Annotated in this window: 23 protein-coding genes and 1 pseudogene; 14 read left to right on the top strand and 10 right to left on the bottom strand. The window is 65.0% G+C overall.

Annotated elements, in window-relative coordinates; genetic code table 11:
* Window positions 1–354: 354 nt before the first annotated feature.
* Both GA0070619_RS29410 and GA0070619_RS29405 read left to right on the top strand, forming a co-directional pair.
* The gene (locus GA0070619_RS29410) at window positions 355–2,067 is read left to right on the top strand and encodes a DUF262 domain-containing protein (RefSeq protein WP_157744102.1); all 1,713 of its coding nucleotides are present in this window, start codon (window positions 355–357) and stop codon (window positions 2,065–2,067) included.
* 87 nt (window positions 2,068–2,154) lie between these two features.
* Window positions 2,155–3,300, top strand: coding sequence for a restriction endonuclease, SacI family (locus GA0070619_RS29405; protein WP_269458539.1), 1,146 nt, complete (start codon window positions 2,155–2,157; stop codon window positions 3,298–3,300).
* 6 nt (window positions 3,301–3,306) lie between these two features.
* On the opposite strand, the gene GA0070619_RS29400 is transcribed toward GA0070619_RS29405, so the two are convergent.
* The 4 genes from GA0070619_RS29400 to GA0070619_RS29385 all read right to left on the bottom strand — a co-directional run bounded on the left by GA0070619_RS29400 (window position 3,307) and on the right by GA0070619_RS29385 (window position 6,562).
* Window positions 3,307–4,467: a DNA cytosine methyltransferase gene (locus tag GA0070619_RS29400; RefSeq protein ID WP_088951019.1), complete on the bottom strand. Its 1,161-nt coding sequence runs from the start codon at window positions 4,465–4,467 to the stop codon at window positions 3,307–3,309.
* 321 nt (window positions 4,468–4,788) lie between these two features.
* Complete coding sequence (locus GA0070619_RS29395; protein WP_088951018.1) at window positions 4,789–5,088, bottom strand: hypothetical protein; 300 nt, start codon at window positions 5,086–5,088, stop codon at window positions 4,789–4,791.
* Entirely contained in the window at window positions 5,085–6,188 is a 1,104-nt protein-coding gene (locus GA0070619_RS29390; RefSeq protein WP_088951017.1) for a WXG100 family type VII secretion target, read from the bottom strand. Before GA0070619_RS29390 ends, GA0070619_RS29395 begins: the two co-directional genes overlap by 4 nt.
* Window positions 6,185–6,562, bottom strand: coding sequence for a hypothetical protein (locus GA0070619_RS29385; protein WP_157744100.1), 378 nt, complete (start codon window positions 6,560–6,562; stop codon window positions 6,185–6,187). Before GA0070619_RS29385 ends, GA0070619_RS29390 begins: the two co-directional genes overlap by 4 nt.
* 467 nt (window positions 6,563–7,029) lie before the next feature.
* On the opposite strand from GA0070619_RS29385, the gene GA0070619_RS29380 reads away from it, so the two are divergent.
* The 3 genes from GA0070619_RS29380 (at window position 7,030) to GA0070619_RS29370 (ending at window position 9,482) form a co-directional block, all read left to right on the top strand.
* Window positions 7,030–7,557 carry a hypothetical protein gene (locus GA0070619_RS29380; protein WP_157744099.1) on the top strand — a complete coding sequence of 176 codons (528 nt, stop codon included), beginning with the start codon at window positions 7,030–7,032 and terminating at the stop codon, window positions 7,555–7,557.
* 473 nt (window positions 7,558–8,030) lie between these two features.
* On the top strand, window positions 8,031–9,020 hold the full coding sequence (locus GA0070619_RS32600; protein ID WP_157744098.1) for a PIN domain-containing protein: 990 nt from the start codon (window positions 8,031–8,033) through the stop codon (window positions 9,018–9,020).
* Window positions 9,021–9,023: 3 nt separating this feature from the next.
* Window positions 9,024–9,482 carry a protein NO VEIN domain-containing protein gene (locus tag GA0070619_RS29370; RefSeq protein WP_088951013.1) on the top strand — a complete coding sequence of 153 codons (459 nt, stop codon included), beginning with the start codon at window positions 9,024–9,026 and terminating at the stop codon, window positions 9,480–9,482.
* A 246-nt stretch (window positions 9,483–9,728) separates the two neighbouring features.
* On the opposite strand, the pseudogene GA0070619_RS33880 reads toward GA0070619_RS29370, so the two are convergent.
* From GA0070619_RS33880 to GA0070619_RS29345, 6 genes and pseudogenes are all read right to left on the bottom strand, one after another.
* Window positions 9,729–9,874, bottom strand: a pseudogene (locus GA0070619_RS33880) (site-specific integrase); the annotation flags it as partial.
* Between the two features lie 23 nt (window positions 9,875–9,897).
* Window positions 9,898–10,155 carry a hypothetical protein gene (locus GA0070619_RS29365; protein ID WP_088951012.1) on the bottom strand — a complete coding sequence of 86 codons (258 nt, stop codon included), beginning with the start codon at window positions 10,153–10,155 and terminating at the stop codon, window positions 9,898–9,900.
* Between the two features lie 22 nt (window positions 10,156–10,177).
* Window positions 10,178–10,807, bottom strand: coding sequence for an EndoU domain-containing protein (locus tag GA0070619_RS29360; protein WP_088951011.1), 630 nt, complete (start codon window positions 10,805–10,807; stop codon window positions 10,178–10,180).
* A gap of 10 nt (window positions 10,808–10,817) precedes the next feature.
* Window positions 10,818–11,543, bottom strand: coding sequence for a WXG100 family type VII secretion target (locus GA0070619_RS29355; RefSeq protein WP_088951010.1), 726 nt, complete (start codon window positions 11,541–11,543; stop codon window positions 10,818–10,820).
* A gap of 19 nt (window positions 11,544–11,562) precedes the next feature.
* On the bottom strand, window positions 11,563–11,877 hold the full coding sequence (locus tag GA0070619_RS29350; protein WP_088951009.1) for a hypothetical protein: 315 nt from the start codon (window positions 11,875–11,877) through the stop codon (window positions 11,563–11,565).
* Window positions 11,877–12,269 (bottom strand): YbaB/EbfC family nucleoid-associated protein, encoded by a 393-nt coding sequence (locus GA0070619_RS29345; protein ID WP_088951008.1) that lies wholly within the window; start codon window positions 12,267–12,269, stop codon window positions 11,877–11,879. The genes GA0070619_RS29350 and GA0070619_RS29345 overlap by 1 nt, the downstream gene beginning before the upstream one ends.
* 278 nt (window positions 12,270–12,547) lie before the next feature.
* On the opposite strand from GA0070619_RS29345, the gene GA0070619_RS29340 reads away from it, so the two are divergent.
* The 9 genes from GA0070619_RS29340 to GA0070619_RS29300 all read left to right on the top strand — a co-directional run bounded on the left by GA0070619_RS29340 (window position 12,548) and on the right by GA0070619_RS29300 (window position 21,556).
* Window positions 12,548–12,928, top strand: a complete 381-nt coding sequence (locus tag GA0070619_RS29340) for a hypothetical protein (protein ID WP_088951007.1) — start codon at window positions 12,548–12,550, stop codon at window positions 12,926–12,928.
* Window positions 12,928–16,524, top strand: coding sequence for a caspase, EACC1-associated type (locus GA0070619_RS29335; RefSeq protein ID WP_088951006.1), 3,597 nt, complete (start codon window positions 12,928–12,930; stop codon window positions 16,522–16,524). Before GA0070619_RS29340 ends, GA0070619_RS29335 begins: the two co-directional genes overlap by 1 nt.
* A 282-nt stretch (window positions 16,525–16,806) precedes the next feature.
* The gene (locus GA0070619_RS29330) at window positions 16,807–17,226 is read left to right on the top strand and encodes a YbaB/EbfC family nucleoid-associated protein (protein ID WP_088951005.1); all 420 of its coding nucleotides are present in this window, start codon (window positions 16,807–16,809) and stop codon (window positions 17,224–17,226) included.
* Window positions 17,227–17,229: 3 nt separating this feature from the next.
* Entirely contained in the window at window positions 17,230–17,550 is a 321-nt protein-coding gene (locus GA0070619_RS29325) for a hypothetical protein (protein ID WP_088951004.1), read from the top strand.
* Window positions 17,551–17,594: 44 nt separating this feature from the next.
* The gene (locus GA0070619_RS29320; protein ID WP_231927520.1) at window positions 17,595–18,047 is read left to right on the top strand and encodes a WXG100-like domain-containing protein; all 453 of its coding nucleotides are present in this window, start codon (window positions 17,595–17,597) and stop codon (window positions 18,045–18,047) included.
* 57 nt (window positions 18,048–18,104) lie between these two features.
* Window positions 18,105–18,527: a hypothetical protein gene (locus GA0070619_RS29315; protein WP_157744097.1), complete on the top strand. Its 423-nt coding sequence runs from the start codon at window positions 18,105–18,107 to the stop codon at window positions 18,525–18,527.
* Entirely contained in the window at window positions 18,524–18,892 is a 369-nt protein-coding gene (locus GA0070619_RS29310) for a hypothetical protein (protein WP_088951001.1), read from the top strand. Before GA0070619_RS29315 ends, GA0070619_RS29310 begins: the two co-directional genes overlap by 4 nt.
* Before the next feature lie 160 nt (window positions 18,893–19,052).
* Window positions 19,053–19,823, top strand: coding sequence for an IclR family transcriptional regulator (locus GA0070619_RS29305; protein WP_088951000.1), 771 nt, complete (start codon window positions 19,053–19,055; stop codon window positions 19,821–19,823).
* A gap of 302 nt (window positions 19,824–20,125) precedes the next feature.
* Entirely contained in the window at window positions 20,126–21,556 is a 1,431-nt protein-coding gene (locus tag GA0070619_RS29300) for an extracellular solute-binding protein (protein WP_088950999.1), read from the top strand.
* Window positions 21,557–21,672 lie beyond the last annotated feature (116 nt).

The raw sequence follows: 21,672 nt of genomic DNA, 5'->3' as shown, positions 1-21,672 counted from the left end.
ACGGTCCGGGGGGTGGTTGCGGTAGGCCATCCCGCCTGCCCTCGACCCGGGCAAGCCGAGCAGACCACCACCCGACCCGCCAGCGTCCGTACGGGCGTCAAGGCCGTCTTGACGTGGCGGGCCGGGCGGAGGCCCGCTCCCAAGGAGGTCGGGTCGACGGCAGGCGGGATGGCGAATGGCGAGGTGATTCGAGTGCAGCCGGAGTCGCACGGATGGGGTAAATCACGCTATTGACGACATCCTCGGGACCGCAGTCGTGAAATTGCCACGCATGAGAACCGCGCGGGGGCTCACCCGCAGGCCATCCTGCTACTAAGGTCTGTGATCTGGGTCGGGCAAGTGGGGAGGGCCGCCGTGAAGGTGACCACAAACGCAAAGACGATGGCAGAGGTTCTCACCTCGTACTATCTGAGAGTTCCCCGCTTTCAGCGACCGTACGAGTGGCTTGACACTGACATCGAAGACTTCTGGTCCGACGTGGTGGGCAGCGATAGAGATTACTTTATCGGCTCTATGGTGGTATTTCCCTCCCAACACGGAACCCAGGGCCTTGTTGACGGCCAGCAGCGTGTCACGACCGTCACGCTACTGATGTGCGCTCTTCGGGACCAGCTCAGGACGCTCGACCTCGAGGATGCGAAAGACGCGGCGGACGGTCTTCACAACCTAGTCGAGCGCAGAAGCATTCTTGATAACAAACAGCATTTCGTTCTTCAGACCGACTCCGACAACGCCTTTCTGCGGTGGATTCAGGCTGGCAGCGGCGGACTTGATCCGGAGCGGGTTGAGAGCGAGCGGCGGATTCGCGCCGCAAACAACAAACTCCGCGCCCTCCTGCGCGCGCATCTAAATTCCGCTACTTCCGTAGAAGTCTTTGAAAAACTGATCGAAATCCGCGACAAAATCCTCAATCTAAGAGTTGTATTCGTCGAAGTCGACAACGAAGACGACGCTACGATCATCTTCCAAACGCTCAACAGTCGAGGTAGGGATCTCGAGGTTTCGGACCTGGTCAAGAGCCACCTAATGGCAGCAATAGGGGCAGCTAATCCGGGCCACGATCTACCACGCGAGAAGTGGCATGCAATTCTGGCCAGCTTCGAGGAATCTGAGGCCGACCTAACTATTGATCGATTCCTTCTTCACTACTGGTTATCAGTCCATGACTACGTGAGTGGAAAGGGTCTTTTCAAGCCCGTCAGGGTTCACCTGCTGCGTGCGACCTCCGCTGAGACTGCCACAGTGGCGCAGAAGCTCTTGGACTCCTTCGTCCATGAGGCAAGACTCTATCGCCAGATCCATGAGCCTGGATACCGAGCAAGTTGGTTGCTGCACGAGGCGCAGCTACGCCAGTCGCTCAGCGCGATTCAGCTCTTTCGGCTCAGGCAACCTGTGCCATGGCTCTTGGCTGTTTGGGCCGAATATGACGCAGGGCGCCTCCGTCTAAGGGAAGCCAAGCGCGCAATTTCAGCCATTGAGAACTACCACTTTATTGCAACGGCAGTCTCCAACCAGCCCTCCTCGGGAGGGGTTTCGAAAATGTATGCGGCACACGGAAGGGCCCTGCGGGGAGCGGCGTCCACGGAAGAGCGCAAGCAGGTGATCGAGGACTTGGTCGAAAAGCTTGCCGCTCGGCTGCCGAAGTTTGACGAATTCCGAGCGAAGTTCGCCGAGGTGCGTTCCTCGAAGATTTACTCTCAACAGCGTCCGCTCGCGCAATATATTTTGAGGAAGATGCACCAAAGCCCCGTAGCCCCGGATTTCAATCAGCTTACAGTCGAGCATCTTGCACCCCAGGGCTCCAACAAACCCCAGGGCCTCGACGACGCTAATGTGGCCCAGCTCGGAAATCTCATCCTTATACCGCAAGACTTGAACGGGAAGCTTGACAATAAGCCTTTTGAAACCAAAAAGCCGGCATTAATGGAAGCCGTTGCTCGCGGTGTATGGGTCGACCAGGACGTGACCTCCGTCGAGCAATGGGGCGCGGAGCAGATTCACCTGCGCACCGAGGCAATGGCCAAGCGCGCCTACAGCGAGGTGTGGACTCTCAGCAACCCAACGTAGTGTTGTCGTCGAGGATTGAGGTCCGACCGTGGCCCATCCCATGCAGATCGCCAGCGCACTATTCCTGGCTTGATCCGGAGGAATGCCGTGTCTATCGGGGTTGTAATCGACTATGTCGCTGCGGAGAGGCGGCTAATCGAGGCTGTGGAAATCGCCCGTTCCGGTTGCGAACTTCCTCAAGAATGGCTCGATGCCGCCGCGGTAATCGGGAAGTCGACGCGGAAAACGGACTCGGTCGTGCTTGGATGCGCTCTGCTCGCCAAGGCCTACAGTTCCCAGATCGACCCTTACGTCGTGCGCCACGGTGTCACGGATCGCGGTTACAACATGCGCAACTTAGCCGAGTATGTTCTCGCTCCTTGTGGCGAAGAGTACGGATTTGACATCGGCTCAGGCAGCCCGAACCCGCTGAACGGCAATACGTGGATACGCATCAAAACGCTTGCGGACATCACGCCGCCACGAGAGCCATCTAGTCTCGAGCGCCTTATCGATACCGTACGAGCGGCTGACGCGTTAAGCGAGGAGGCGGCACTCTTTGCCTTGGCTGCATGGATCCGAGTAAGAACGCGCATAGTCGAATCCCGGCATGTTGTGGAGGTCGTGAGGAATGGCGTAGAACTTGGCGCATTCATCCAGGGATGCCGAACGTTTATTTATGAGCGGCCCGAGCGGGGAGCGCGCGGGCAAGCGCTAGTGGCAGCGGCTCTTAGCCTTGTTTGGGATGATTTACGCACGGGTAAAATTACCGACCCGAGTCGTCATTGGCCAGGTGACGTCCACGCATTTGACGAAGGCCTCAAGGTGCCAATCATGGCTGCCGAGGTAAAGCAGCGTCCAGCTAGGGCAGGCGAGGTTCGACAGTTTCTCAATAAGTGTATCGAGCACGGAATCAACTGTATCTTCTACGCGGCTCTGGACCGAAAACAAGATTCCCTTGACCTGGAGTCTGCAGCAGGAATCGCTACCCGAAACGACGCGGTCTTTCGTTGGATTGAAGGCGTAGATGAACTGGTGCTCACGGCAGTGGCGTGGAGTGGGATGCTCCTCGAAGACGCACTCCGGGAACTTGCAACTGGTATGGTTCGCAGGCTTGGCGAAGTCGAGCTGTCGGACACAACTCAACTCCGCTGGGCGGAATTAGTTGGCGCAGATGTCTTGAGCGGACAAGTGATTCCGGAGAACCGCAGGCCGGTTTTCCAGGAGCGTCCTTTGACTTTGCCGGGCTTATAAGCTGCTTCACACGAGTTCTAGTTGCTGGAAATCAGACTCGTTGCTATCGAGGTAGCCGAGCTGCGCCATCAAAGCGTCGACTACAACTCGGCCCAGCTTAACAGGAACGGCGTTGCCGAGTTGACGCTGGATATCGCCTCTGCTCCCGGCGATTTTAAAATCGTCCGGCATCGTCATGAGTTTGAGTAGTTCGGGGACCCGCAGTCTACGTGCCCGCTTTTCGCCTCGCCCATTATCGACGTTTTCCCAGTGGAATGGCCCGACCCAGGGTCCCGGCTGGGCTTGAAGTGTTGTCGACGGACGCCCCGGGTCCAGCCGTAAGAGAAACGTCCAGTAGCGGCTTCGCCATCTAAAGACGTCTCGACCGCCATAGCGTTCGGTATGCCACAGGTAATTCTGTCCCGGAGGGACTTCAGCTGCCAGTTCGCCGAACTCCCCTTCCACTACTTCAGTGGGCTCCGGAGTTCCCGGAAGGAGGTCGGAAATAGCCTCGCCTGCAGTCACAAAGGGAAGCTTAGACGCGTCGAAGACGCGGTCTCTTTCACTTACGCCGGAATGCGTGGTCTTCGGGAACTTGAAGGGCTTTCCGTCTCGGCGCCCTACTACGAAGACACGGCGGCGAAGCTGAGGGACGCCGTACTCGGCGGCGAGTAGAACTTTGTGCTGTGGGTTATACCCTAGGTCCGACAGTTGACCCAAAAGACGCTGAAACTGTACACGGTGCGTTGAATAGGTCAAGCCTTGAACATTTTCGAGAATGAAAGCCTCGGGCCGTGTTTCACGGACGACGCGTACGTACTCGTCAAGAAGGGAGGCATTGGGGTCTCGACTGTCGCGTTTTTCCTCAAGCCAAAAACCGGATTTGCTGAACGGGGTACAGGGAGGGCCGCCAATTACGAGGGTGGGTTCGCCCTTCGATAGCTGGGCGACCTCAAGTAAGTCCTGCGCCGATACCTCGCGGATATCGCCACAAAGCGTTGGCGTTTTGGGTGAGTTCAGGCTCAGGGTTTCCAAGGCAAGTTCGTCGAAGTCCGTAGCCACAGCGACTCGCAGCAGGCTGTCCTGCCCACCTGGTCCTGCATTTGAGTCTCGCCCACACTGCTCGACCGCCAGGTCCAAACCGCCTGCTCCTGAGAACAGGCTTATCACTGGCAGGCGATCGGACATCGGCGTTGCTCCTCACGAAGGCGATGGGGAGACTCTATGGCCTTGCCGGAGGTCAGCGGGAGTGGCACGCGGGTCAAGGTTGGGTTCGTCACGGTGGTGTCGGTCTAGGTAGCACGCGGTAACTCCCTGCCCTCGGAACGTTGAAATTTCCGTCGTCTCTTCAGCTGTCAACAGCGACATCGGTAGCAGGTCAGTTGGACGGCATCGCGCAGGGGGAGTGAATTCCTCAGGCGGCGATGCCGTGCGACCAGATTTGATCGTCGCTGTCATGGTTGAGCGGCGGGACCGACCTTCAACGCTTGGCGGTGAGCGGCACGGCCACTAGGTACCCGGGTCCTGCTCGGTGGACGGGAGATAGGTGTAGGCGCTGGCTTCGAACTCGCTTCGTTCGTCTGGGCTGAGTTGGCTGTAGTACGTCCAGAAGCTGTCGAAGGCGTCGCCGAGGGCGGGAGCGTAGGCACCGCTGAGCGCCGCCATCCGTAGCGGGACCTCTCCGTCGAGGACGGCGCGTGCCATCTCGCGGAGTTCGGGCTGCGGGGAGTTGGCGAGCCGGTCGAGGCTGTCGCGCAGGCTGCGGAGACGACGTGGGTCGCCGTCGGCAATGTCGGAGAGGTCGCTCACCGGTTGATCCCGGCCGATGCCAGAGGGTGGTCGTATCCGCTGCTGCCGGGCAGCGTGGGCAGCTTGACGTTTTCGAGGTCGCTGAGTCTGTGTGTGAGTGCGGAGCGGAACGCGAGGACAGCGGCACTTGCGTGTTGGTAAAGCTGGGTGGCCTGGCTCCACAGCTTGAGCATGTAGGCGACTTCGGCGGCAGCGACTCCATAGCCGACGATGGCGCCGACGCCAGTTGCGGAGGTGGCTGTTCCGGCGGCGGCGGCGATGCCGGCGATGATCGCGGCGTCGATGAGCCCTTTGATGATGCCGCCGATCGCTTCGCTGATGGACCAAACGGAGTCGGCCATAGCCTTGTACTCGTTGCCGATGTCGTTGAGCGGTCCCCGCAGTGCGGCGGTCGTACTGGAGAGTTGCGTGAAGTAGCTGTAGGCGGCGTCTCCTGCCTGCCCCTGCCACACCTGGCGCAGTGTGGCAGCGCCGGTCTGGGTGTTGAGGGCCAGGTCGTGCAACGCGGAGCCGACGTTGGCGAGGACGGGTTGCATGGCGGCGAGCGCTTCCCAGTTGCCGAAAAGGCGCTCCTGGAGCCAAGAGATGGGGTCGAAGCCGAAGACGACGTCGAAGCCCTGCATGGCCCAGGACGTAGGACTGATGTTGTCCATCCAGCCGAGGGCGTTCGGCGGGGTGTCTGGCTCCGGGGGCGGGATGAGGCTCGCCGTGACGTCCCGCATGTCAATGAAGGGTGGGGGGAGGCAGACGAGCGTCGTGAGTTCTTGTTCCAGCGCCGTCGGCGGTTGGCATGGGGCGGTGCCGGGGAGCATGCGGTCAAGGTTCGCCGCAGTGGCGAGGTCATTCAGGCGGTAGTACATGGAGGCCGCGACCAGCTCGGGACCGGAGGCGTCCAGCAGGGTGGTCAGCCGCCGCATCGTGTCGGAGATGACGGTGACAGCGTGCCGATGCCCGTCGGCGGCAATGGCGATCAACTCACCGCCGGTGGCGTCCTTAGCGTAAGTGCCGATGTAGCCCGCGATCGCGGAGGAGTCCCCGCTCGCCCGGTCCAGTTGTCGGGCGTAATTGGCCAGCGCAAACGGCTCAACGGTGAAGCTCACGTCTCCACGACCGTAGCTACCAGGACGAGGCCGACCAGCCCGATCACCACGAGCGCGCTCGAAACGGCTAGGAGCCGGACAGCTATCTTCCACTGCTGCCGGGCGGGGTAGTAAGCCGCTCCCACCAGTCCAGCAAGAACAAGGACAGCCATCGGAATCAGGCGTAGCCCGTCTGCCGCCCCGACGACGATCCCGAACACGCCCACAAAGCCGAAGAAGATCGCAACGTTGGCGATGGCGGCACGGAGGTTGCCGTATGCCGTGTCTTGGAAGTCGGAGACCGCACCTCGGACGTCCCGCTCGGCCTGCACCCGCTCCTCCGCAGACATCGGCTTGCGTGACTTGCGCCGGCCCCTCTTACTCCCCGCAACCATGCAGCGACGATAGCAACCACCCGCCGATCCAGGCTGTCCCTAGTCAAGCGCCCCCAGAGGCAGCGAGAAGGCATCACAGGCGCAGGTCCGGTCTGGCTCCGAACGTCAAGCGACGATGGAGCGGAGCTGCTGCCGGGGCTTGCCGCCACAGTTGGCAGCAGCCGACAACTTGAGACCGTGCCGGCAGTCACGCCGGCGACGCAGATTGGCCGGGTCAACCACTACAGAGCCTGGCAGGACGGACGAGCTGCGGCCGTGCCCGTTACGTGCCCGATCTCGCGGGCGCTGACGGGCAACCACGGTCAAGGCCTGACGACAGGTGGCGAGCCTGGCCAGCGATGTTGGCAGGCAGCGAGGCTGCTCGGCGCACCGCGCCGAGAATTCCTAAACCGTGTGCCGCAGGCGAGCAACCAACGGAGCAGTCAACCGCACCCACTGACCTTGCGTCGAACTAGCAGGCTGACTGTATGAACCTCGCGCTTGCCTTAGCTGGTCCGATCAGTGCTCTGCTGGGTGTATGGCTAGGAACGATGATGAGTACCCGAGCACAGGGCCATGCGCTGCGACAGGAGCAGGAACGGCAGGCTGCAGAGGTCAAGCGGGCGGCCTACGTGAGTCACCTGACCGCCCTTCGCGCCTACATGGTGTACGTCACTTCCCATACTGGAGAAATTTCGATCATCCGCGACCAGGACGGCACCCGCGCGAGGCCGTCGTTCAGCGGTAGAGGCCACGAAGTTCGAGAGGCCGTCGAGACAACCTACACAGGACTGCAGTTGGTCGCGGGGGAGCAAAAAACCGTCAATCAGGCCCACCTGGTTTCGCGAGCCGCCCGCAGGATCGCGGTAGCCGCCGCCGAGCGCGACCCCCACCTAGACGAGAAGCTGCTGACCTTTTGGGAACTCGAACGAGGGCTCGTGAACCAACTGCGGCGAGAGTTGGGTGAAAAGCTCTCACTTGCTTCGGCATACGATGCCGACGCGCTGCTGCCATAGAAGCGGCGACAGCCGTAGCGCCATTGGGCCGAAGGTGCGGCGCGCAGGCCAGCCTCAACGGGCGGGTGCTTCAGGTGGCCAAGGCCATGGATGTGGACGCCTGTTGCTGCGCTCCCAAGTCAACCAACCGAGGCACCAGCGTGAGGCAGCAAGAAGGCCGCGCGGTCGTCGATGGCGATTGGCCTTGGGCATCAACCAACCAGGTCCACCACGTGCTCAACGGTGCGTGCCGCCGCCAGATGGCAGCCCACGACAAGACGAGTCCGCATCCCCTCGACGGGGGTCATGCCCGGCTGCGAGGGCGACGGCCGCTCTGGGCAATGGAGGCGCGTCAGCCGCCGGATACATGCTGGTAATCCCACCGAGCCGGCGCGCAAACTAGACGGATGCACAGTCAGGCACTCCGGGCATCGGCGCTTCCTCGCGTCGGCCCTACACTGCGCCCTCTTGCAGCGCCATGGCCGGCATTGGTTGTGGTTGCCGACACTAACGTCCTGGCGTCGCGTGCCTGCAATGCGGTCCGCAGAGGCCGCAACGAGGAGCTCTTCAGCGGGCTGGCGGGAAACGGCCGGTCAAACATCTATGTCTCTGCGCACGTGCCTGAGGAACTTGTCGAGCACCTGCCGGCAATCGCCGCGTCAAATGACGTCCCGGTGTCGGAGGCATCAGGGGTCTTGTGGAACGAAATCATGCCGGGGGTCCCTGTCGTCGACCTGGCGATTCGCGACTACCTCAGCCCACGCGTGCGCACGATGCTCTGTATCGACCGCGAGTTGCCGCGTCGGCTACGGGGGGACCCGGATGACATCGGGACTACTGCCCTCGCCGAGTTGCTTGCTCCGGCGGTGATCCTCAGCAGCGACAGTGTCTTCACGCGACTTGGGTTCGCCAACACTGACGCCGCGACCTGGGTCGGGTTGGCCTACGGCCTGTTACGGGCGGCCGGGTTCGAAGCACGGTTGGGTGACGCTGCCTTGCTCGCGGAGCTGACTGCTCGTACGGTCGCCGCAGCCGGCGGAGCCGCCGTCCGCGCCATTGGTAGCTACCCAGTGCCTGCCATCGGACTGCTTGCGGGTGCTGTAGTACTGGCCGGTCGCTTCGGCTATCTCGATCCAGCTCGATGGCGTGAGGGCTGGCATCGTTTCCGCGAGGCGATGGAGCCCTTGCGGGATGGGCTGACGGTTGCCCTTGAGGAACACCAAGCAGCTCGCGGGGCGCTTCGCGTCATTGAACCCGCAGGACGGCCAACGGTCGAACAGGCCGCCGCTCGGCATCTCGCCCGCCGACGTGCCGCGCTGACCCCTCGCGAGCTGCGCGACGAGCTGTCAATGTCAGGCTTCACAGCCTCTGGTGCTGAACTCAGACGCGGCATGCTCAGCCACTCAGCCTTCAGTCGGCGGCCTGGCGACCGGTTCGAGTTGGGGCGGTGTTCGGTCTCGATGCTGGATTGCGTAGAGGGCTAGGCGATGGGCAACAGTGAGATCGAGCGCATTGCCATCGAGTACGTGATGGAGCTCGAACGCCGCAACGGCCGGGTACCGGAAGACGTACATCTCACGAGCGCTCCGTACGACGTCAGCAGCCCACCGCGGCAGATTGAAGTGAAGGCCTTCGGCGCGTCGGCTCGAAGCGCCTCAGTTCCCCTGGAGGACCGACAGGTTCAGGCGGCCCGTCAAGAGCCCGAGAACTTCTACCTCTACGTCGTGGACAACGTCGCGCGAGCTGGCGAGGGATTGATGCGCGTACGGATCATCCACGGTGACGTCCTGACCAGGATGCTCGACCGTACGAGGCCGCAGATCACCTACTGGCCGACGTTGCGTGCACAGGAGTACGACGACGCCGAGCAGGTCGGGCCGATCGGGCAAACGAATGCAGCGCCAGGCTGTGCCCATGATCCACGGGCACAGATCCGGCACAACTGACACCGGCAAGGGCTGTCAACCGCTGTAAGGCAACAGCAGAGCCGGCCCAGGCCAGGCAGCCGATCCGCCCGATTCGGGTTGATCAGAAGCAGGGCGGAGGGGTTCAGGGTTCGAGTCCCTGGCGGCCCACTCTGTTGCAGCTCAGCGGCCCTTTCTAGGGCCGCTGTCTTTGTCAGCGCGGCTCGTACAGCAGCGAAGTGCAGCAGTAGCCGCCTACAGGACTTGATGACGTGAACGAATCACGGCTCACCGGTCCAGCGTGCTGCCGAGCCGCTTGAGGGCGTCGCGGGTGGCCGCCGAGGAGACCACCGTGTAGATCTCCATCGTGATGGCGAACTGCGCGTGCCGGAGGATCTGCATCGCCCCCCGAGGTGGACGTCCAGGTCCGCCAGGGGCCCGAGCTACGCTTCGGCCGTCAGTCCGAGGTCCGGATCTGCTCCAGGTAGGTCAGAGGCTCCCGGCGGAACTCCATGAGCTCCCGCAGCGCGTCCTTCTCCGCCGTGGTGATCACGACGTCCTCCTCCGACAGGGCGCCGACGAGCGTCGGGATTGCCAGGTCCCAGGCCCCGGCGCCTCCGGCGGTCAGGACGATCGGCCGGTACTTCGGGCTGATCCTGGGTGCGAGCTGGTCGGTGATCCGGCGGCTGCGCCGGTAGAAATCGATGACTTCCATGTGTCTCCCGTGGGTTCGGTGGCTAGGCCAGCGGGTTGGTGGTGACGCCCTCGCCGCTGACGGGGAAGCCGCCGGAGATGCTGCCGTCCTTGTCCAGGGTAACGACGCAGGTGATGCCGTCGCGGGTGCCGGTGACGACCCAGCCGTCGCCGCCGGGACGTGCCTGAGGGCGGCTGTCGGGGTTGGCGGCGATGCTCTTGAACCAGCCCTCGACCTGCGCCTTGGTGGTGCCGGGCGGGAAGACCGTCTTGCCGGGCTCGGTGGACGAGGGCTTGTGGTTGCCACTGCCCATGCCGTCGCCGTCCCAGATCTTGTCCATCGCCCCGTCGCCCATCTGACCGAAGCGGTGCATGTCGTACTTGGCGTCGGTGAAGTCGGGGTCGTCCCAGGGGTTGGTCTTCTTGGGCGCCTCGGGCTCGGATGTGTCGGCGCCCTTCGGGCGGCCCTCCTCGGCGCGCTTGATGCCGTGCTGCTGGGCTGGTCCCACGCGCTTGGGCATCATGCCGGGGCTGAACTTGGGACGCTTGGTGCCATCGCCGTCACCGCCGTGCGGTGGGGTGGGGCCTGAGGGGTGCTTGTTGTGGAGGCCCGCCACAGCGAACAGGACCACCAGGACGGCGGTGGTCCGCAGAGCCGCCATGAGTTGTCGCATCGAGGGCCGCCTAGACGTCGAGGAGTGCGCGGAGGGCGGAGAGGCTGGCGATCAGGCCCATCAGCCAGCCGAAGATGCGGCCGGTCCAGCGGACGACGGCGATTGCGAGCTGGGAGGCGACCAGCGGTGTGGCGATGCCGAGGGAGAAGACCACCTCGGCCAGCCACACCACGACCTTGGCGATGCAGTCGGCGATGAAGGCGCGTACGACCTCCCGCACAATCTGCACCACGGTTCCCGCGCCACGGGTCGCGGCACCCATGCCGGCGGCCGTGCCCGCGAAGATCCCGGCGACGTCGATGTTGATGGCGAGGATGTCGCGGTAGGCATCGGCGGCGACGCCCTGCCATCCGTCGAGGTCGCCGACCAGCCGCGCCTTGAGGTCCTCGGCGATGGAGAACAGCTCATTGGCCATGTTGTCCCAGGTCATGGCGTGCGTCTCGATGGTCTCGGGATCACCGGCGAGCCAGTCGAGTGCCTGCTTCAGTGGCTCGACCTGCTCGATGGCCCACTCGATGCCCATCGACAGGAGCGTGCTGAACGGGTCGATGGCGATGGCCGCCCCGTCGAGAGCGGCGCCCAAGCCCGCGATTGAGCCGTCGATCCAGCTGCCGGAGTCGATGGCGTCCTTGATGCCCATGTAGTCGTCGGCGAGCGGCAGGCCGGTCCAGCCGTCGCGGTGCGCGGCGCTGGTCGAAGGGATGTCGGAGGTCGTGGCGACCAGTGGGTTGCTCATGAGAGGACGCCGGGGCGGCTCAGGTCGCGGAGTGGAAGGAGTTGAAGCCGTCGGTGGTCGACTCCTCGGCCCGCTGGTAGGCGTCGGCGTTTTTCTTGATTCCCGCGGCGAGCAGCGCGATGTTCTCGGCGAGCATGTCCACGCCCTTGTCCTGGTCCCGGTGGCGTCCCTCCAGGATGGGCGGTAAGAACTGGCAGAGCTGCCCGTAGGCATCGTCGGCCTGGAAGATGGTGCCGCTCGCGGCCTTGACGGCGGCGAAGCGGTCGTGAATGGCCAACATGGCCGTGGCGTGCGCGCGCAGCGCCTCGACGTCGACCTCGAACCCACCGTTCATCAGTATCGCCCCTCTTCGTCCTCGGTGTCGGCGGTCCGGAATCCGGCCAGCAGGGCCCGGCCGGTCGCCGAGTCGGCGCCGACCGTCTCCCGCACGACCTCGGCGGCGGCCTCGGCGAGCTTGACCCGCGCGTTGCGATAGGCGCCCATGATCGCCTGCTGCGTCTGCTCCAGGCTCACGCGCTGCACGCGCGCGGAGAGCCGGACGTCGGCCATCGCCCCCGTGGAGTCGACGGTGACCTCGACGATCCCGTGGGCGTCGGTGGCCGCGACCCGCAGCGCGCGCAAGCCGGCAGCGGCGGCCTGCGTGTCGGCGGCCCGACGCACGGCATTGGCCTGCCATGCCTCCAGGCGTTCCCGCGCATCCTCGGCGTCCAACAGCGGATTAGCCATCGCGCCTCCGTTTCCGTTGCCCAGCAGGGGAATTTAGAGGCGTCAGTGTAGCCGCGGCCCGCCACACCAAGATTGCCGAGCGAATGCAGCGTGATCTGGTCAATCTGGATCTCGGCGACGTGGGTGCTGATGATCGCCTTCTTCGGGCCTGCTCGACCTGGCGGCGGTGTTCGGCCCAGGGACCGGACAACGGGGCGTTCGATCGGCATGCCGACAGACGCGGCCCGATGGCGAAGTTGTTTCGTAGGTTGGACAGCACCGCTGATGCAGGAGGTTGAATGTCCCACGTCCGCGTTCGGATCGATTTCACACCGCTTGCTGACGACGACGAGTTCGTTCTCGGTGAACTGACCGACGATCTGGCGGACGATCTCCGCGAGATCGGCGAGGTGGAGCGCGTCGAACGCCCGGTTGTCGACCCACATGCCAAAGGCGTCGCGGAGTTGGCGATCGGTGTGGTGACCGTGCTGGTGGGCACGGACCCCGGCTACGTGCAGGCGTTGGTCGAGGTGGTTCTGGCCTTCCTCCGACGCCACGACGGGCGCCGGGTGCACCTGCGGGTCGGTGACATCGAGCTGACGATCGACCGGCCCACTCACGGCCAGACCGATGAACTGATCACCACGGTACGGGCCGCGATCGAGCGGGCCCGCCTCTGATGGGACGGCATGCCCTGCTGCTTGGCACGGCCACGTACCACGTCGACCGTGAGCTCGCGCCCCTTCCGTCGGTACATCACGACGTGGCGCAGCTCAAAACACTGCTCGACGGTGTCGGCGAGTTCGACACCGTACGCTCCGAACTGGACCTTCCGGCGGAACACCTGCGCCAGGTGGTCGAGGAGTTCTACGGCGCGCGCCGCGGGGACGACCTGGCCCTGCTCTACTATTCCGGCCACGGAGTGCTGCACGGCGACGGGCAGTCGCTGTTCCTCGCCGCGACGGACACGGTCAGTGGAAGTTTGCACGCATCCGCGCTGGACACTGACGGCACCCTGCGTCATCTGCTCAACGACACCAAGGCCCGCCAGAAGGTGGTCGTCCTCGACTGCTGCTTCTCCGGGGCGTTCACGGCGCGGAACCGATTTCGAGGTGGGGTGCGTGAAGAGCCGCGGCGCCTCAAGCGTCAACGCGGCACCTTCATCCTGACGTCCAGCACCCATATGAAGGCGTCGAAGGCGCAGGGACCGGATCGCCCGTCGGTCTTCACAGAGGTGCTTCTCGAGGGTCTGCGCGGCGCGGCCGAAGGGCCGTCCGATGACGGTTGGATCACCAGCAACGACCTCTCCCGATACACCTTGACCGAGATGGCGCGGCGCCGCCAGCACACACCGGTCGAGTCGAGTGAGGGCGTCACCGAGCCGATCAAACTGGCAACGACGCCGGGATCCGCCGCTGCGGCGAGACAGGTCACGACCGTCACGTCGAGCCCAGCGGACGAGGCGCCGTTCGACGCGGACCAGTGGCGCCGCCTCGTGACCTACTACATCAACTGTATGCAGCGATCGACCGTTCTGCAGTCGCTCATCGATCCTCGTGAGACTCGGTCGTTTGTCGCCGCGCCACCGGGGTCTGAGGCGGTCTTCACCTCGGAGACGCCCGTCAAGCTGAGTGGTTCGGCAGCCGAGCTCGCCGCCAGGGCCCGTGATGGCGGCAGAGAGCTGCAATACGGGTATCCCGTCGTCGCCGTTCGACCGGCCCGGCAGAAGCCAGTGCGGCTCGCCCCACTGCTGGTCTGTGACGTCACCGTCGGCGTGGATGACGTTCTGCACGCCTCCTTCCCACCCCGCCCAAGCGCCGCGCTCGTCGACCTGTTCCAGCTCTCCGAGGTGGAGAGCGACGAACTGCTGCAACGGGTCGAACAGGCATTCGCGCCGGGTGACCCCACCTCTCTCACCGCCACGGTAGAGGTGCTGGTGAAGACGTTCGGGCTGAACCCGGTGACGGAGCTGGACCCGAAGTCGCTGGCAGGCACCATCCGGCCGGGACCGGTGAACGGGGTGCAGAACGCAGCGATCATCTACACGGTCGACGCAGCCGAGTCGCCGCAGCGGCAGCTTGTCGACGACCTACGCGGCATGATCAAGAACCCTCGGCTCATCGACCAGACGGCACTGAGCGCTCTGGCGCGCCGACCGGACGAGGCGACCGCGACGCCGGTCGCGACGGTGACGATGAGCGCGACGAACGAGGCCCAGGAAGAGATCATCCAGGCGGCGATGTCCCAGCCCTTGACGGTCGCCCAAGGGCCGCCGGGTACCGGCAAGAGTCAGCTCGTCACCGCCCTGCTCGCCACCGCCACCGCGGCCGGCCAGAGCGTACTGATCGGCTCCACGAGCAACCAGGCCGTCGACTCCGTGCTTGAGAAGGTGACTGACCTGATCGGCCCGGGCCTGCTGCTACGTACCGGCAACAAGGAACACCGTTCGCAGGAGCCTACGCACGTCGCCGACATCCTGGCCGCGTATCCACCGACGGACCGGCCCGCCACACCGGACGACCGCACCCCACTGCACGAGTTGCGACTCCTCGCTGACGAGATCGCCGGCCTCCGTGCCGAGTTGGACGAGCGGCGGCTACTCGAACGCGACCTCGCGGACCTCGCCGTCGAGCGCCACGGTGATTCAGACGTCGGTGGGGCGGCGCTGCCGACCGACAACACCGCGCTGGAGCATCTTGTCCAGCTCACCGATGGAGCGCTCGCCAGCAGGTGGTTCGGCTGGTGGTATCGGTGGCGGCTGCGGTCGTACCAGCTCGCCGGCCGGAACGCCGTCGAGGCGCTTGCCGAGCGGGCGGTGATCGAGCTGCGCTGGCGAGAGCGCCAGCGGCTCCTCGCTGAGCTACCCGACGCCGACGCCTCCTGGCGGCGACTGGTCGACCTGATCAGCACCGAACGGCCGGCGCTCAGCATCGACCTGCTGGGAGCGCAGATCGCTCGACGGGTAGCTGCGGGATCACGGCTGCTCCAAGATCGAGCCGATGAGATGTCCAGGCCGCAGTCGGACAGCTGGGCCTACTTTCCAGAACTACTGCGGGTGCTGCCAGGCTGGGCGGTGACCGCACTTTCTGCCCGGCGGTTGAAGCGAAGCCCTGCGATGTACGACCTCGTCGTGATCGACGAGGCGGCGCAATGCACCATCCCCGCTATCCTGCCCATGCTCTATCGAGCGAAGCGTGCCCTACTCATCGGCGATCCACGTCAGCTCGCGCCCGTCGTGGACCTGTCCGAGGCCGACGACGTCACCGAGCGGGCCCGAGCCGGCCTGAGCAGCGGATGGCTGACCAACCGTCGACTGACCTATACCGCCCATTCCGCGTACGACGCGTTTGCCGCCGCGGCGGGTTCGGCACTTCTCCTCGACGAGCACTACCGATGCCATCCGGACATCGTCGAAGTGCCGAACCGGGAGGTCTACCAGGGCCGGCTCACCGTGCTGACCAATCCGGACAGACTGACCGCCCCAGCCGATCCTGCGGTGCGCTGGTGCGACGTGCCCGGAGTCTTCAGGTCAGGGGTGACCGGGTCCGGGCTCAATCAGGTCGAGATCGATGCGGTCGTCACCCAGGTGGCGGACTTGCGGAGGGCGTACCCCGAGGCTTCGATCGGAGTAGTCACGCCGCTGGCCGTGCATCAACGTCGGCTGGCGTCAGCCCTCCGAAGTGCCGGCCTCATCGACAACCTGCTCTGCGCGACGATCCACAAGTTCCAGGGCAGCGAGCGGGACATCATGGTCGTCTCACCGGTGGGGGCGCACGGCATTCCGGACCGTACCCGAGGTTGGCTGGTGCACCAGACCAACCTGTGGAACGTCGCCATCACCAGGGCGCGGTCTCAGCTCGTCGTGATCGGCGACCGGTCATGGTGGTCGGGCCAACGCGGACTGCTGACCGCCCTAGCTTCGATCCGTAAGGTCGCCGACGCTCCGCTGGACTCCGCGACTGGGGCAGCGGACCAATTGCACCGTGCCCTTCGCGGCGCTGGCCTGGCCGTGCGGCGCGACGTCGCCGTGGCCGGACGCGCTGTCGATCTGGTGGTGCGACGCGACGATGTCGAGTTGGCTGTCGCCGTCGACGATCCAGCGGGTGATCCCGCCGGCCGGGAGCTGCGTAAGGTCCTCGCCCAACTCGACATCATTGGTGGTTCCACGCCTGTCCAACGGGTGCCCGCCTGGCGCTGCCTGGCCGAGCCGGCGCAGGTGGCGGCAGAGTTACTCAGCGAGCTGAGCAGGCAACAGCAGGCGCAGAACGAAGGGTAGGCCAGAGACGGTGCCGCAGGCCGATGGTGGAGGCGCCTCCGCAGCGCACAAGGTGACCCACAGCTGGCCAGGCTAAGTGCAAGCGCCCATGGACCAGACCGAAATGTACGTTTGACATCGCACAACGCCGGTCCCGAGGCCGACCTTGCGGGAGCCCCAAGCGGTGACCAGTCGGGTACTCTCCGCCTAACAAGCGTCCCCAATGGACCGCGTGAGCTTGCCCCTGACGGCGGCATGTCGTAGCCGCCGGGCGACTGCCGACCGGTCGACGAGGAGCCCTTCATGACGGCAGATGCCGACCAGTTCCGCCAGTCGATGGATGACGCCCTGGACACTCTGCGCGAGTTGCGGGCCAACCGCCCTTCTGCCGAGGAACTCGTCAGGATCCGCGGAGAAGCCACTGCTGCGGACGGACTGATTGCCGTGGTGGCCTCTCCGGGCGGGCGGGTCGAGTCGATCACCGTGGCACCTCAGGTGCTGCGGCAGGGCAGCGGCTACCTTGCCGAACAGCTGACGATCGCTGTCAACGCGGCCCTCGACGACCTGCAAGCCCGAACGGTCGCCGAGGCACCGGACACCCCAAGTCCGGCCGTGCTGCTCGATCGGCTTGCAGACGTCCAGCAGCAGTCGGTGCACCAGATGCAATCGTTCCTGAGCGCGCTCACCTCGGCTCAGGCCCGGACAGCCCGGCCTGCGGGTTGACCGATGTCCTTCGAAATCGACCCGGAGCAGGTCCGGACGGCAGGCACTGGACTCGTTGGCGTGGGTGACCGGCTGGCGAGCGCACTTGAGACGCTCGACACCCGGTTGAAGAGCTTTGGCGAGCCGTGGGGTGGCGACATGCTCGGGACCCTGGTCGGCCTCTCGTTTCCGGTTGTCTCCGGGTACCTGGTGCAGTGCTACGCCGCTATGGCTGACGAGTATCAGAGCAGCGGCGAGGACCTGGTGGCACTGGCGGAAGACATGATGGCCGTCGAGGAAAACCTGACCGGCGAGTTCGGCGCACTGGCCTCGAAGTTGAGCTGACGATGGGCATGACAATTCCGGGTGAACTCGCCTCGGTGCTCGCCATGATCGGGTACGACTGGCCGGAGGGCGACGAGGAGAAGCTCTTCGAGCTCGGGCGAGTCTGGATGGACTTCGCCAGCACAGTCGAGGAGGTGGGTCGGGAGGCTGACGCGCTGGCGGCGGATGTGACTGGCGGCAACCAGGGCGGCGTAATCGCGGCCTTCGACGCTTACTGGTCCGGTGCCGATGGGCCGGGCGGCGTGTTGGCCGGGAACACCACCGCCACTACCGTGCTGGGCGCCGGTTACGTGGTGGTCGCCGCGGTTGTGCTGGCGCTGAAGGTGGCGATCATCGTTCAACTGGTCATTCTGGCCGTTCAGATCGCCCAGGCGGTGGCCACGGCGGTGCCCACCTTCGGCGCATCCCTGCTGGAGATTCCGATCTTCAAGATGATCACCAGCCTGATCCTCGACCAGCTCATCGACATGGCAATGCGGGCGATCCTGGGTGGGTAAGCGAAACCGCAACCGACATCTCCGCGACCGGCAGTGCCGCCCGAGGTGGAGTCGGCGTTGGTCAAGCCGGTCGCGCAACTCGCCCGGACCCCCCGGGTACGCCGGGTCTACCACGTCGGCGACGAGCAACGGCCCAAGCACCGGGACACCGACCGCAATCTCGCCATGGGCAGCGCGAGCCGTTCCCCCGCCAACGGTCAGAGCGCACTGGACCGGTCGGTGCAGATCAAGGAGACCAACGAGCGCCGCCGTATCGGCGTCGATCACCAGACGGGTGAGATCGTCATTCTCGACCGGCACCGCCGCATCGAGCCGTCCAACCCCGGCGACGACGTCGTCGAGATTTACCACGGCCATGTCCGCGACTGGGAAGACCACAGCAAAGACGGCCCGAACGACGACATGCGCAACGCCCTCAAACGTGCCGGACTGGTAGACAAGAAGGGCAGGCCGACCGCGCCGCCGAAGGACGAGGCATGAGCACACAGCGCAGCTACTACGAACCGGCTCCGGCGACCCACGACACGGCCACAGCCGCACTGGCAGCAGGCGATATCGACACCCTCACCGACTCGATGGTCGGGCTCGCGTTGCACGATGCGGACTGGCGCTGGTGCCAGGACTTCTACCTGCGCGTGCTGGATCATTCGGAGGAAGACGTCCGGGCCACAGCAGCGATCTGCCTTGGCCATCTTGCTCGCATCCACCATCAACTCGACACCGACAAGGTCCTGCCCGCCCTGCACGCCCGGCTGCGCGACCCGAAGGTCGGCGGCACGGTGGAGGACGCCATCGCCGACATCGAGCAGTTCCTCGCTCTCCCGCCCGGTGCCGAGGGGCGATAGACACCGAACCAAGCTCGATGGCGCGGGATGGCGCCATCGCCCACCGGACGGCAGCGCTGGTCCGGAACCTGGCGCCGGGAGCTGACGCGGTTATCCTCTTCAGGTGCTGGCCCGTGGAGATCGTTGACACGGGGTCCGGCACTGCGAAGGGACTATCGACATGCCCCGTGTGGTACCGGCGGTCATCCGCGCACTCGACGTCCTCGAACTGTTCCTGGACTGTCCCCAACTGTCGGCCCGACAGGTGATGGAGCGGCTCGACCTGCCCCGTACCACCGTCCACGAACTGCTTGTCACGCTCGAGGCTCGCTCGTACCTGATCTCCGTTCCGGGTCAGCCGGTGCAGTATCGGCTGGGCATGCCGCTGTTCCAGCTTGGCGCGGCGTTCGCCGGCCGGCTCGACCTGGTCCGCGAGGCGCAGTGCGTCGCGCGGGACGTGGCCGCCGCCTGCGACGAGGCGGTCCACGTGGCCGTGCTCGACGGCGCCGATGTCATCTACCTGGTGAAGTTCGACAGCACGCATCCGGTTCGGATGGTCTCCGCGGTCGGGCGGCGGCTGCCGGCCCACTGCACGGCGGTCGGCAAGATCCTGTTGTCCGCCCTTGATGAGGCGAGCCTGGACGACGTCCTGACGAAGGGCGACCTGCCGGGCATGACGCCGGACAGCATCACGGACCCGGACCGGCTCCGCGAGCATCTCGACCGTGTCCGGGCTGACGACGTCGCTGTCGACATTGGTGAGTCTGACAGCGCCATGCGTTGCGTCGCCGCGTCGATCCGAGACCACTCGGGCACCACCATCGCCGCCATGAGCCTGTCCGCGCCGATCATTCGCTGGACCCCCGAGGCGCACGTGGAGTGGACCGGGTTGGTTCGCGAGGGCGCTGCGGCGCTGTCGGCCCGGATGGGCTACCGGGCCCTGTCTCGATAGCCGACTTCCCGCTTTCGGCTCGAAACCTCATCGAAACATTGACATCGCTCAGAGCGCTGCTCTAGCGTCGCGACCACTCGATACGGTATCTCGAACTCAGTTCGAAATCTCGAACGGTGGTGGTCCCGTGGCCCGACCGAACTGGTACGTCAGCGCTGCTTTCTCGGCCCGGTCCCCGATCGCCTCAACGCACTGATCGATGCGGGCGACTCGTCCGTGGTCGCCGTCATGAAGACACACCTGAAGCACGAGCTACGCCCTCGGCGTGCAGTGGTGCGGGGACTTAGAGGAGGCGAAAGTCAATGGAAACCAATCCAGCCTGGTCACGGCGCGGCTTTCTGGGGATGGGGGTGGGGGTTCTCGGCGCAGCCGGCCTGGCCGCCTGTGGCGGCGAATCCGACTCGCCACCCAAGGTGCAGGCGGAGGTTCCGCAGGAGCTGATCGACGCCGCGGCGGCGATGAAGGGCTCCTCGATGGGGATGCTGTCGCAGAAGCTGTACTCGACGGCCGCGAACGACGCCCTCGACAGCTCGATCAAGAAGTTCGCCGACACCACCGGCACGAAGATCGAGAACAGTCTGGTCCAGGCCGACGCCGGTGACGTGGTGGCCAAGATCGACGCCGAGGTCAAGGGCGGGGTGGCGCGTGACCTGGCGTTCATGACCGACTCACGGTTCGTCGCGCAGTTCCAGGCGCTGGGCGACCTGGAGGACGTGACGGACGTCGTCCAGGCGCTGACCGCCAAGTACGGCGAACCCTGCGCTGAGGCCAAGAACTTCTGCGTCTTCGACGGCAAGTGGTTCGCGATCCCGTACCACTTCATCGGTATCGGGTCGTTCCTGCGCAAGGACTGGATGAAGGACAAGGGCATCTCCCCCAAGGACATCTACAGCTGGGAGGAGTTGCGGGATCTGTGCCTGGAGATCTCCGATCCCGCCAAACGCCGATTCGGCTGGGGCATGACGGTGAACCGGTCCGGTGACGGCAACGGCATGATCGAGGCACTGGTCAACGCCTACGGCGGGTCGATCGCCTCCAACGACGGCCGGAAGGTCACGTTCAACTCCCCGGAGACGGTGCAGGCGGTGACCTTCCTGGGCGATATCTACACCAACCCCAAGTACAAGCCGATGCTGCCGCCCGGGGTGGCGAGCTGGACCGACACCAGCAACAACGAGAACTGGCTCGCCGGGGTCCTCGGCTACACCCGCAACCAGTTCAGCGTCTACGCCGACTCCAGGACGAAGAAGAACCCGGTGCACGCGAACACCCACGTGTTCTCCGACTGCATCGGGCCCGCGACCAACAACCCCCTGCTGCTCGGCCAGTCGCAGGGCTTCGTCGTCTTCAAGGGTGCCAAGAACCCAGCGCTCGCCAAGCTCCTGGCCCAGTACCTGGTCAGCGCGCCCGCGCTGCTCGGGGTCGCGAAGGAAGCACCCGGCCTGGTGATGCCCGCCTGGGAGAAGGTCTGGGACGCCGACCCGTTCTTCACCAGCGGCGACCAGGCGTTCCCCATGCTGCGCAAGATCACTGAACTGAAGCTGCCGCTGAACACGAAGAACGGCCTGGCCTTCCCGCAGAAGGCCAGCGCGGGCCAGCAGGCGGTCGGGTCGGCCTACGTGCTCACCGACATGATGCAGCAGGTCGTGCAGGGCACGGCGCCGGCGCAGGCCGTGACGAGCGCCCACGCGAAGATGGTGCAGATCTTCAACCAGCAGGGGCTGCCGCAGTGAGCTCGGTCCGTCCTGCGCGGGTCCCGGCGGCGAGGAAGTCCCCGCCGCCGGGACCCGGCTCTCTCACGGCAACCCAGCGGCGGCTGGGTCGTGACTGGCGGCTGGGGGCACTGTTC

The sequence above is a fragment of the Micromonospora zamorensis genome, assembly GCF_900090275.1.
Classification (GTDB): Bacteria; Actinomycetota; Actinomycetes; order Mycobacteriales; family Micromonosporaceae; genus Micromonospora; species Micromonospora zamorensis.
The sequence above is the reverse complement of the archived record's forward strand: the minus strand, read 5'-3'. Positions and strand labels throughout refer to the sequence as shown.

What these genes read in the sequence shown, in the direction of transcription:
- GA0070619_RS29365 (WP_088951012.1), bottom strand. Translation starts at nt 10,155, where the DNA reads ATGGAAGTCATCGATTTCTACCGGCGCAGCCGCCGGATCACCGACCAG.
- GA0070619_RS29320 (WP_231927520.1), top strand. Translation starts at nt 17,595, where the DNA reads ATGATCGGGTACGACTGGCCGGAGGGCGACGAGGAGAAGCTCTTCGAG.
- GA0070619_RS29350 (WP_088951009.1), bottom strand. Translation starts at nt 11,877, where the DNA reads ATGAACGGTGGGTTCGAGGTCGACGTCGAGGCGCTGCGCGCGCACGCC.
- GA0070619_RS29380 (WP_157744099.1), top strand. Translation starts at nt 7,030, where the DNA reads ATGAACCTCGCGCTTGCCTTAGCTGGTCCGATCAGTGCTCTGCTGGGT.
- GA0070619_RS29360 (WP_088951011.1), bottom strand. Translation starts at nt 10,807, where the DNA reads ATGCGACAACTCATGGCGGCTCTGCGGACCACCGCCGTCCTGGTGGTC.
- GA0070619_RS29310 (WP_088951001.1), top strand. Translation starts at nt 18,524, where the DNA reads ATGAGCACACAGCGCAGCTACTACGAACCGGCTCCGGCGACCCACGAC.
- GA0070619_RS29385 (WP_157744100.1), bottom strand. Translation starts at nt 6,562, where the DNA reads ATGGTTGCGGGGAGTAAGAGGGGCCGGCGCAAGTCACGCAAGCCGATG.
- GA0070619_RS29330 (WP_088951005.1), top strand. Translation starts at nt 16,807, where the DNA reads ATGACGGCAGATGCCGACCAGTTCCGCCAGTCGATGGATGACGCCCTG.
- GA0070619_RS29345 (WP_088951008.1), bottom strand. Translation starts at nt 12,269, where the DNA reads ATGGCTAATCCGCTGTTGGACGCCGAGGATGCGCGGGAACGCCTGGAG.
- GA0070619_RS29340 (WP_088951007.1), top strand. Translation starts at nt 12,548, where the DNA reads ATGTCCCACGTCCGCGTTCGGATCGATTTCACACCGCTTGCTGACGAC.
- GA0070619_RS29325 (WP_088951004.1), top strand. Translation starts at nt 17,230, where the DNA reads ATGTCCTTCGAAATCGACCCGGAGCAGGTCCGGACGGCAGGCACTGGA.
- GA0070619_RS29300 (WP_088950999.1), top strand. Translation starts at nt 20,126, where the DNA reads ATGGAAACCAATCCAGCCTGGTCACGGCGCGGCTTTCTGGGGATGGGG.
- GA0070619_RS29370 (WP_088951013.1), top strand. Translation starts at nt 9,024, where the DNA reads ATGGGCAACAGTGAGATCGAGCGCATTGCCATCGAGTACGTGATGGAG.
- GA0070619_RS29400 (WP_088951019.1), bottom strand. Translation starts at nt 4,467, where the DNA reads ATGTCCGATCGCCTGCCAGTGATAAGCCTGTTCTCAGGAGCAGGCGGT.
- GA0070619_RS29335 (WP_088951006.1), top strand. Translation starts at nt 12,928, where the DNA reads ATGGGACGGCATGCCCTGCTGCTTGGCACGGCCACGTACCACGTCGAC.
- GA0070619_RS29305 (WP_088951000.1), top strand. Translation starts at nt 19,053, where the DNA reads ATGCCCCGTGTGGTACCGGCGGTCATCCGCGCACTCGACGTCCTCGAA.
- GA0070619_RS29355 (WP_088951010.1), bottom strand. Translation starts at nt 11,543, where the DNA reads ATGAGCAACCCACTGGTCGCCACGACCTCCGACATCCCTTCGACCAGC.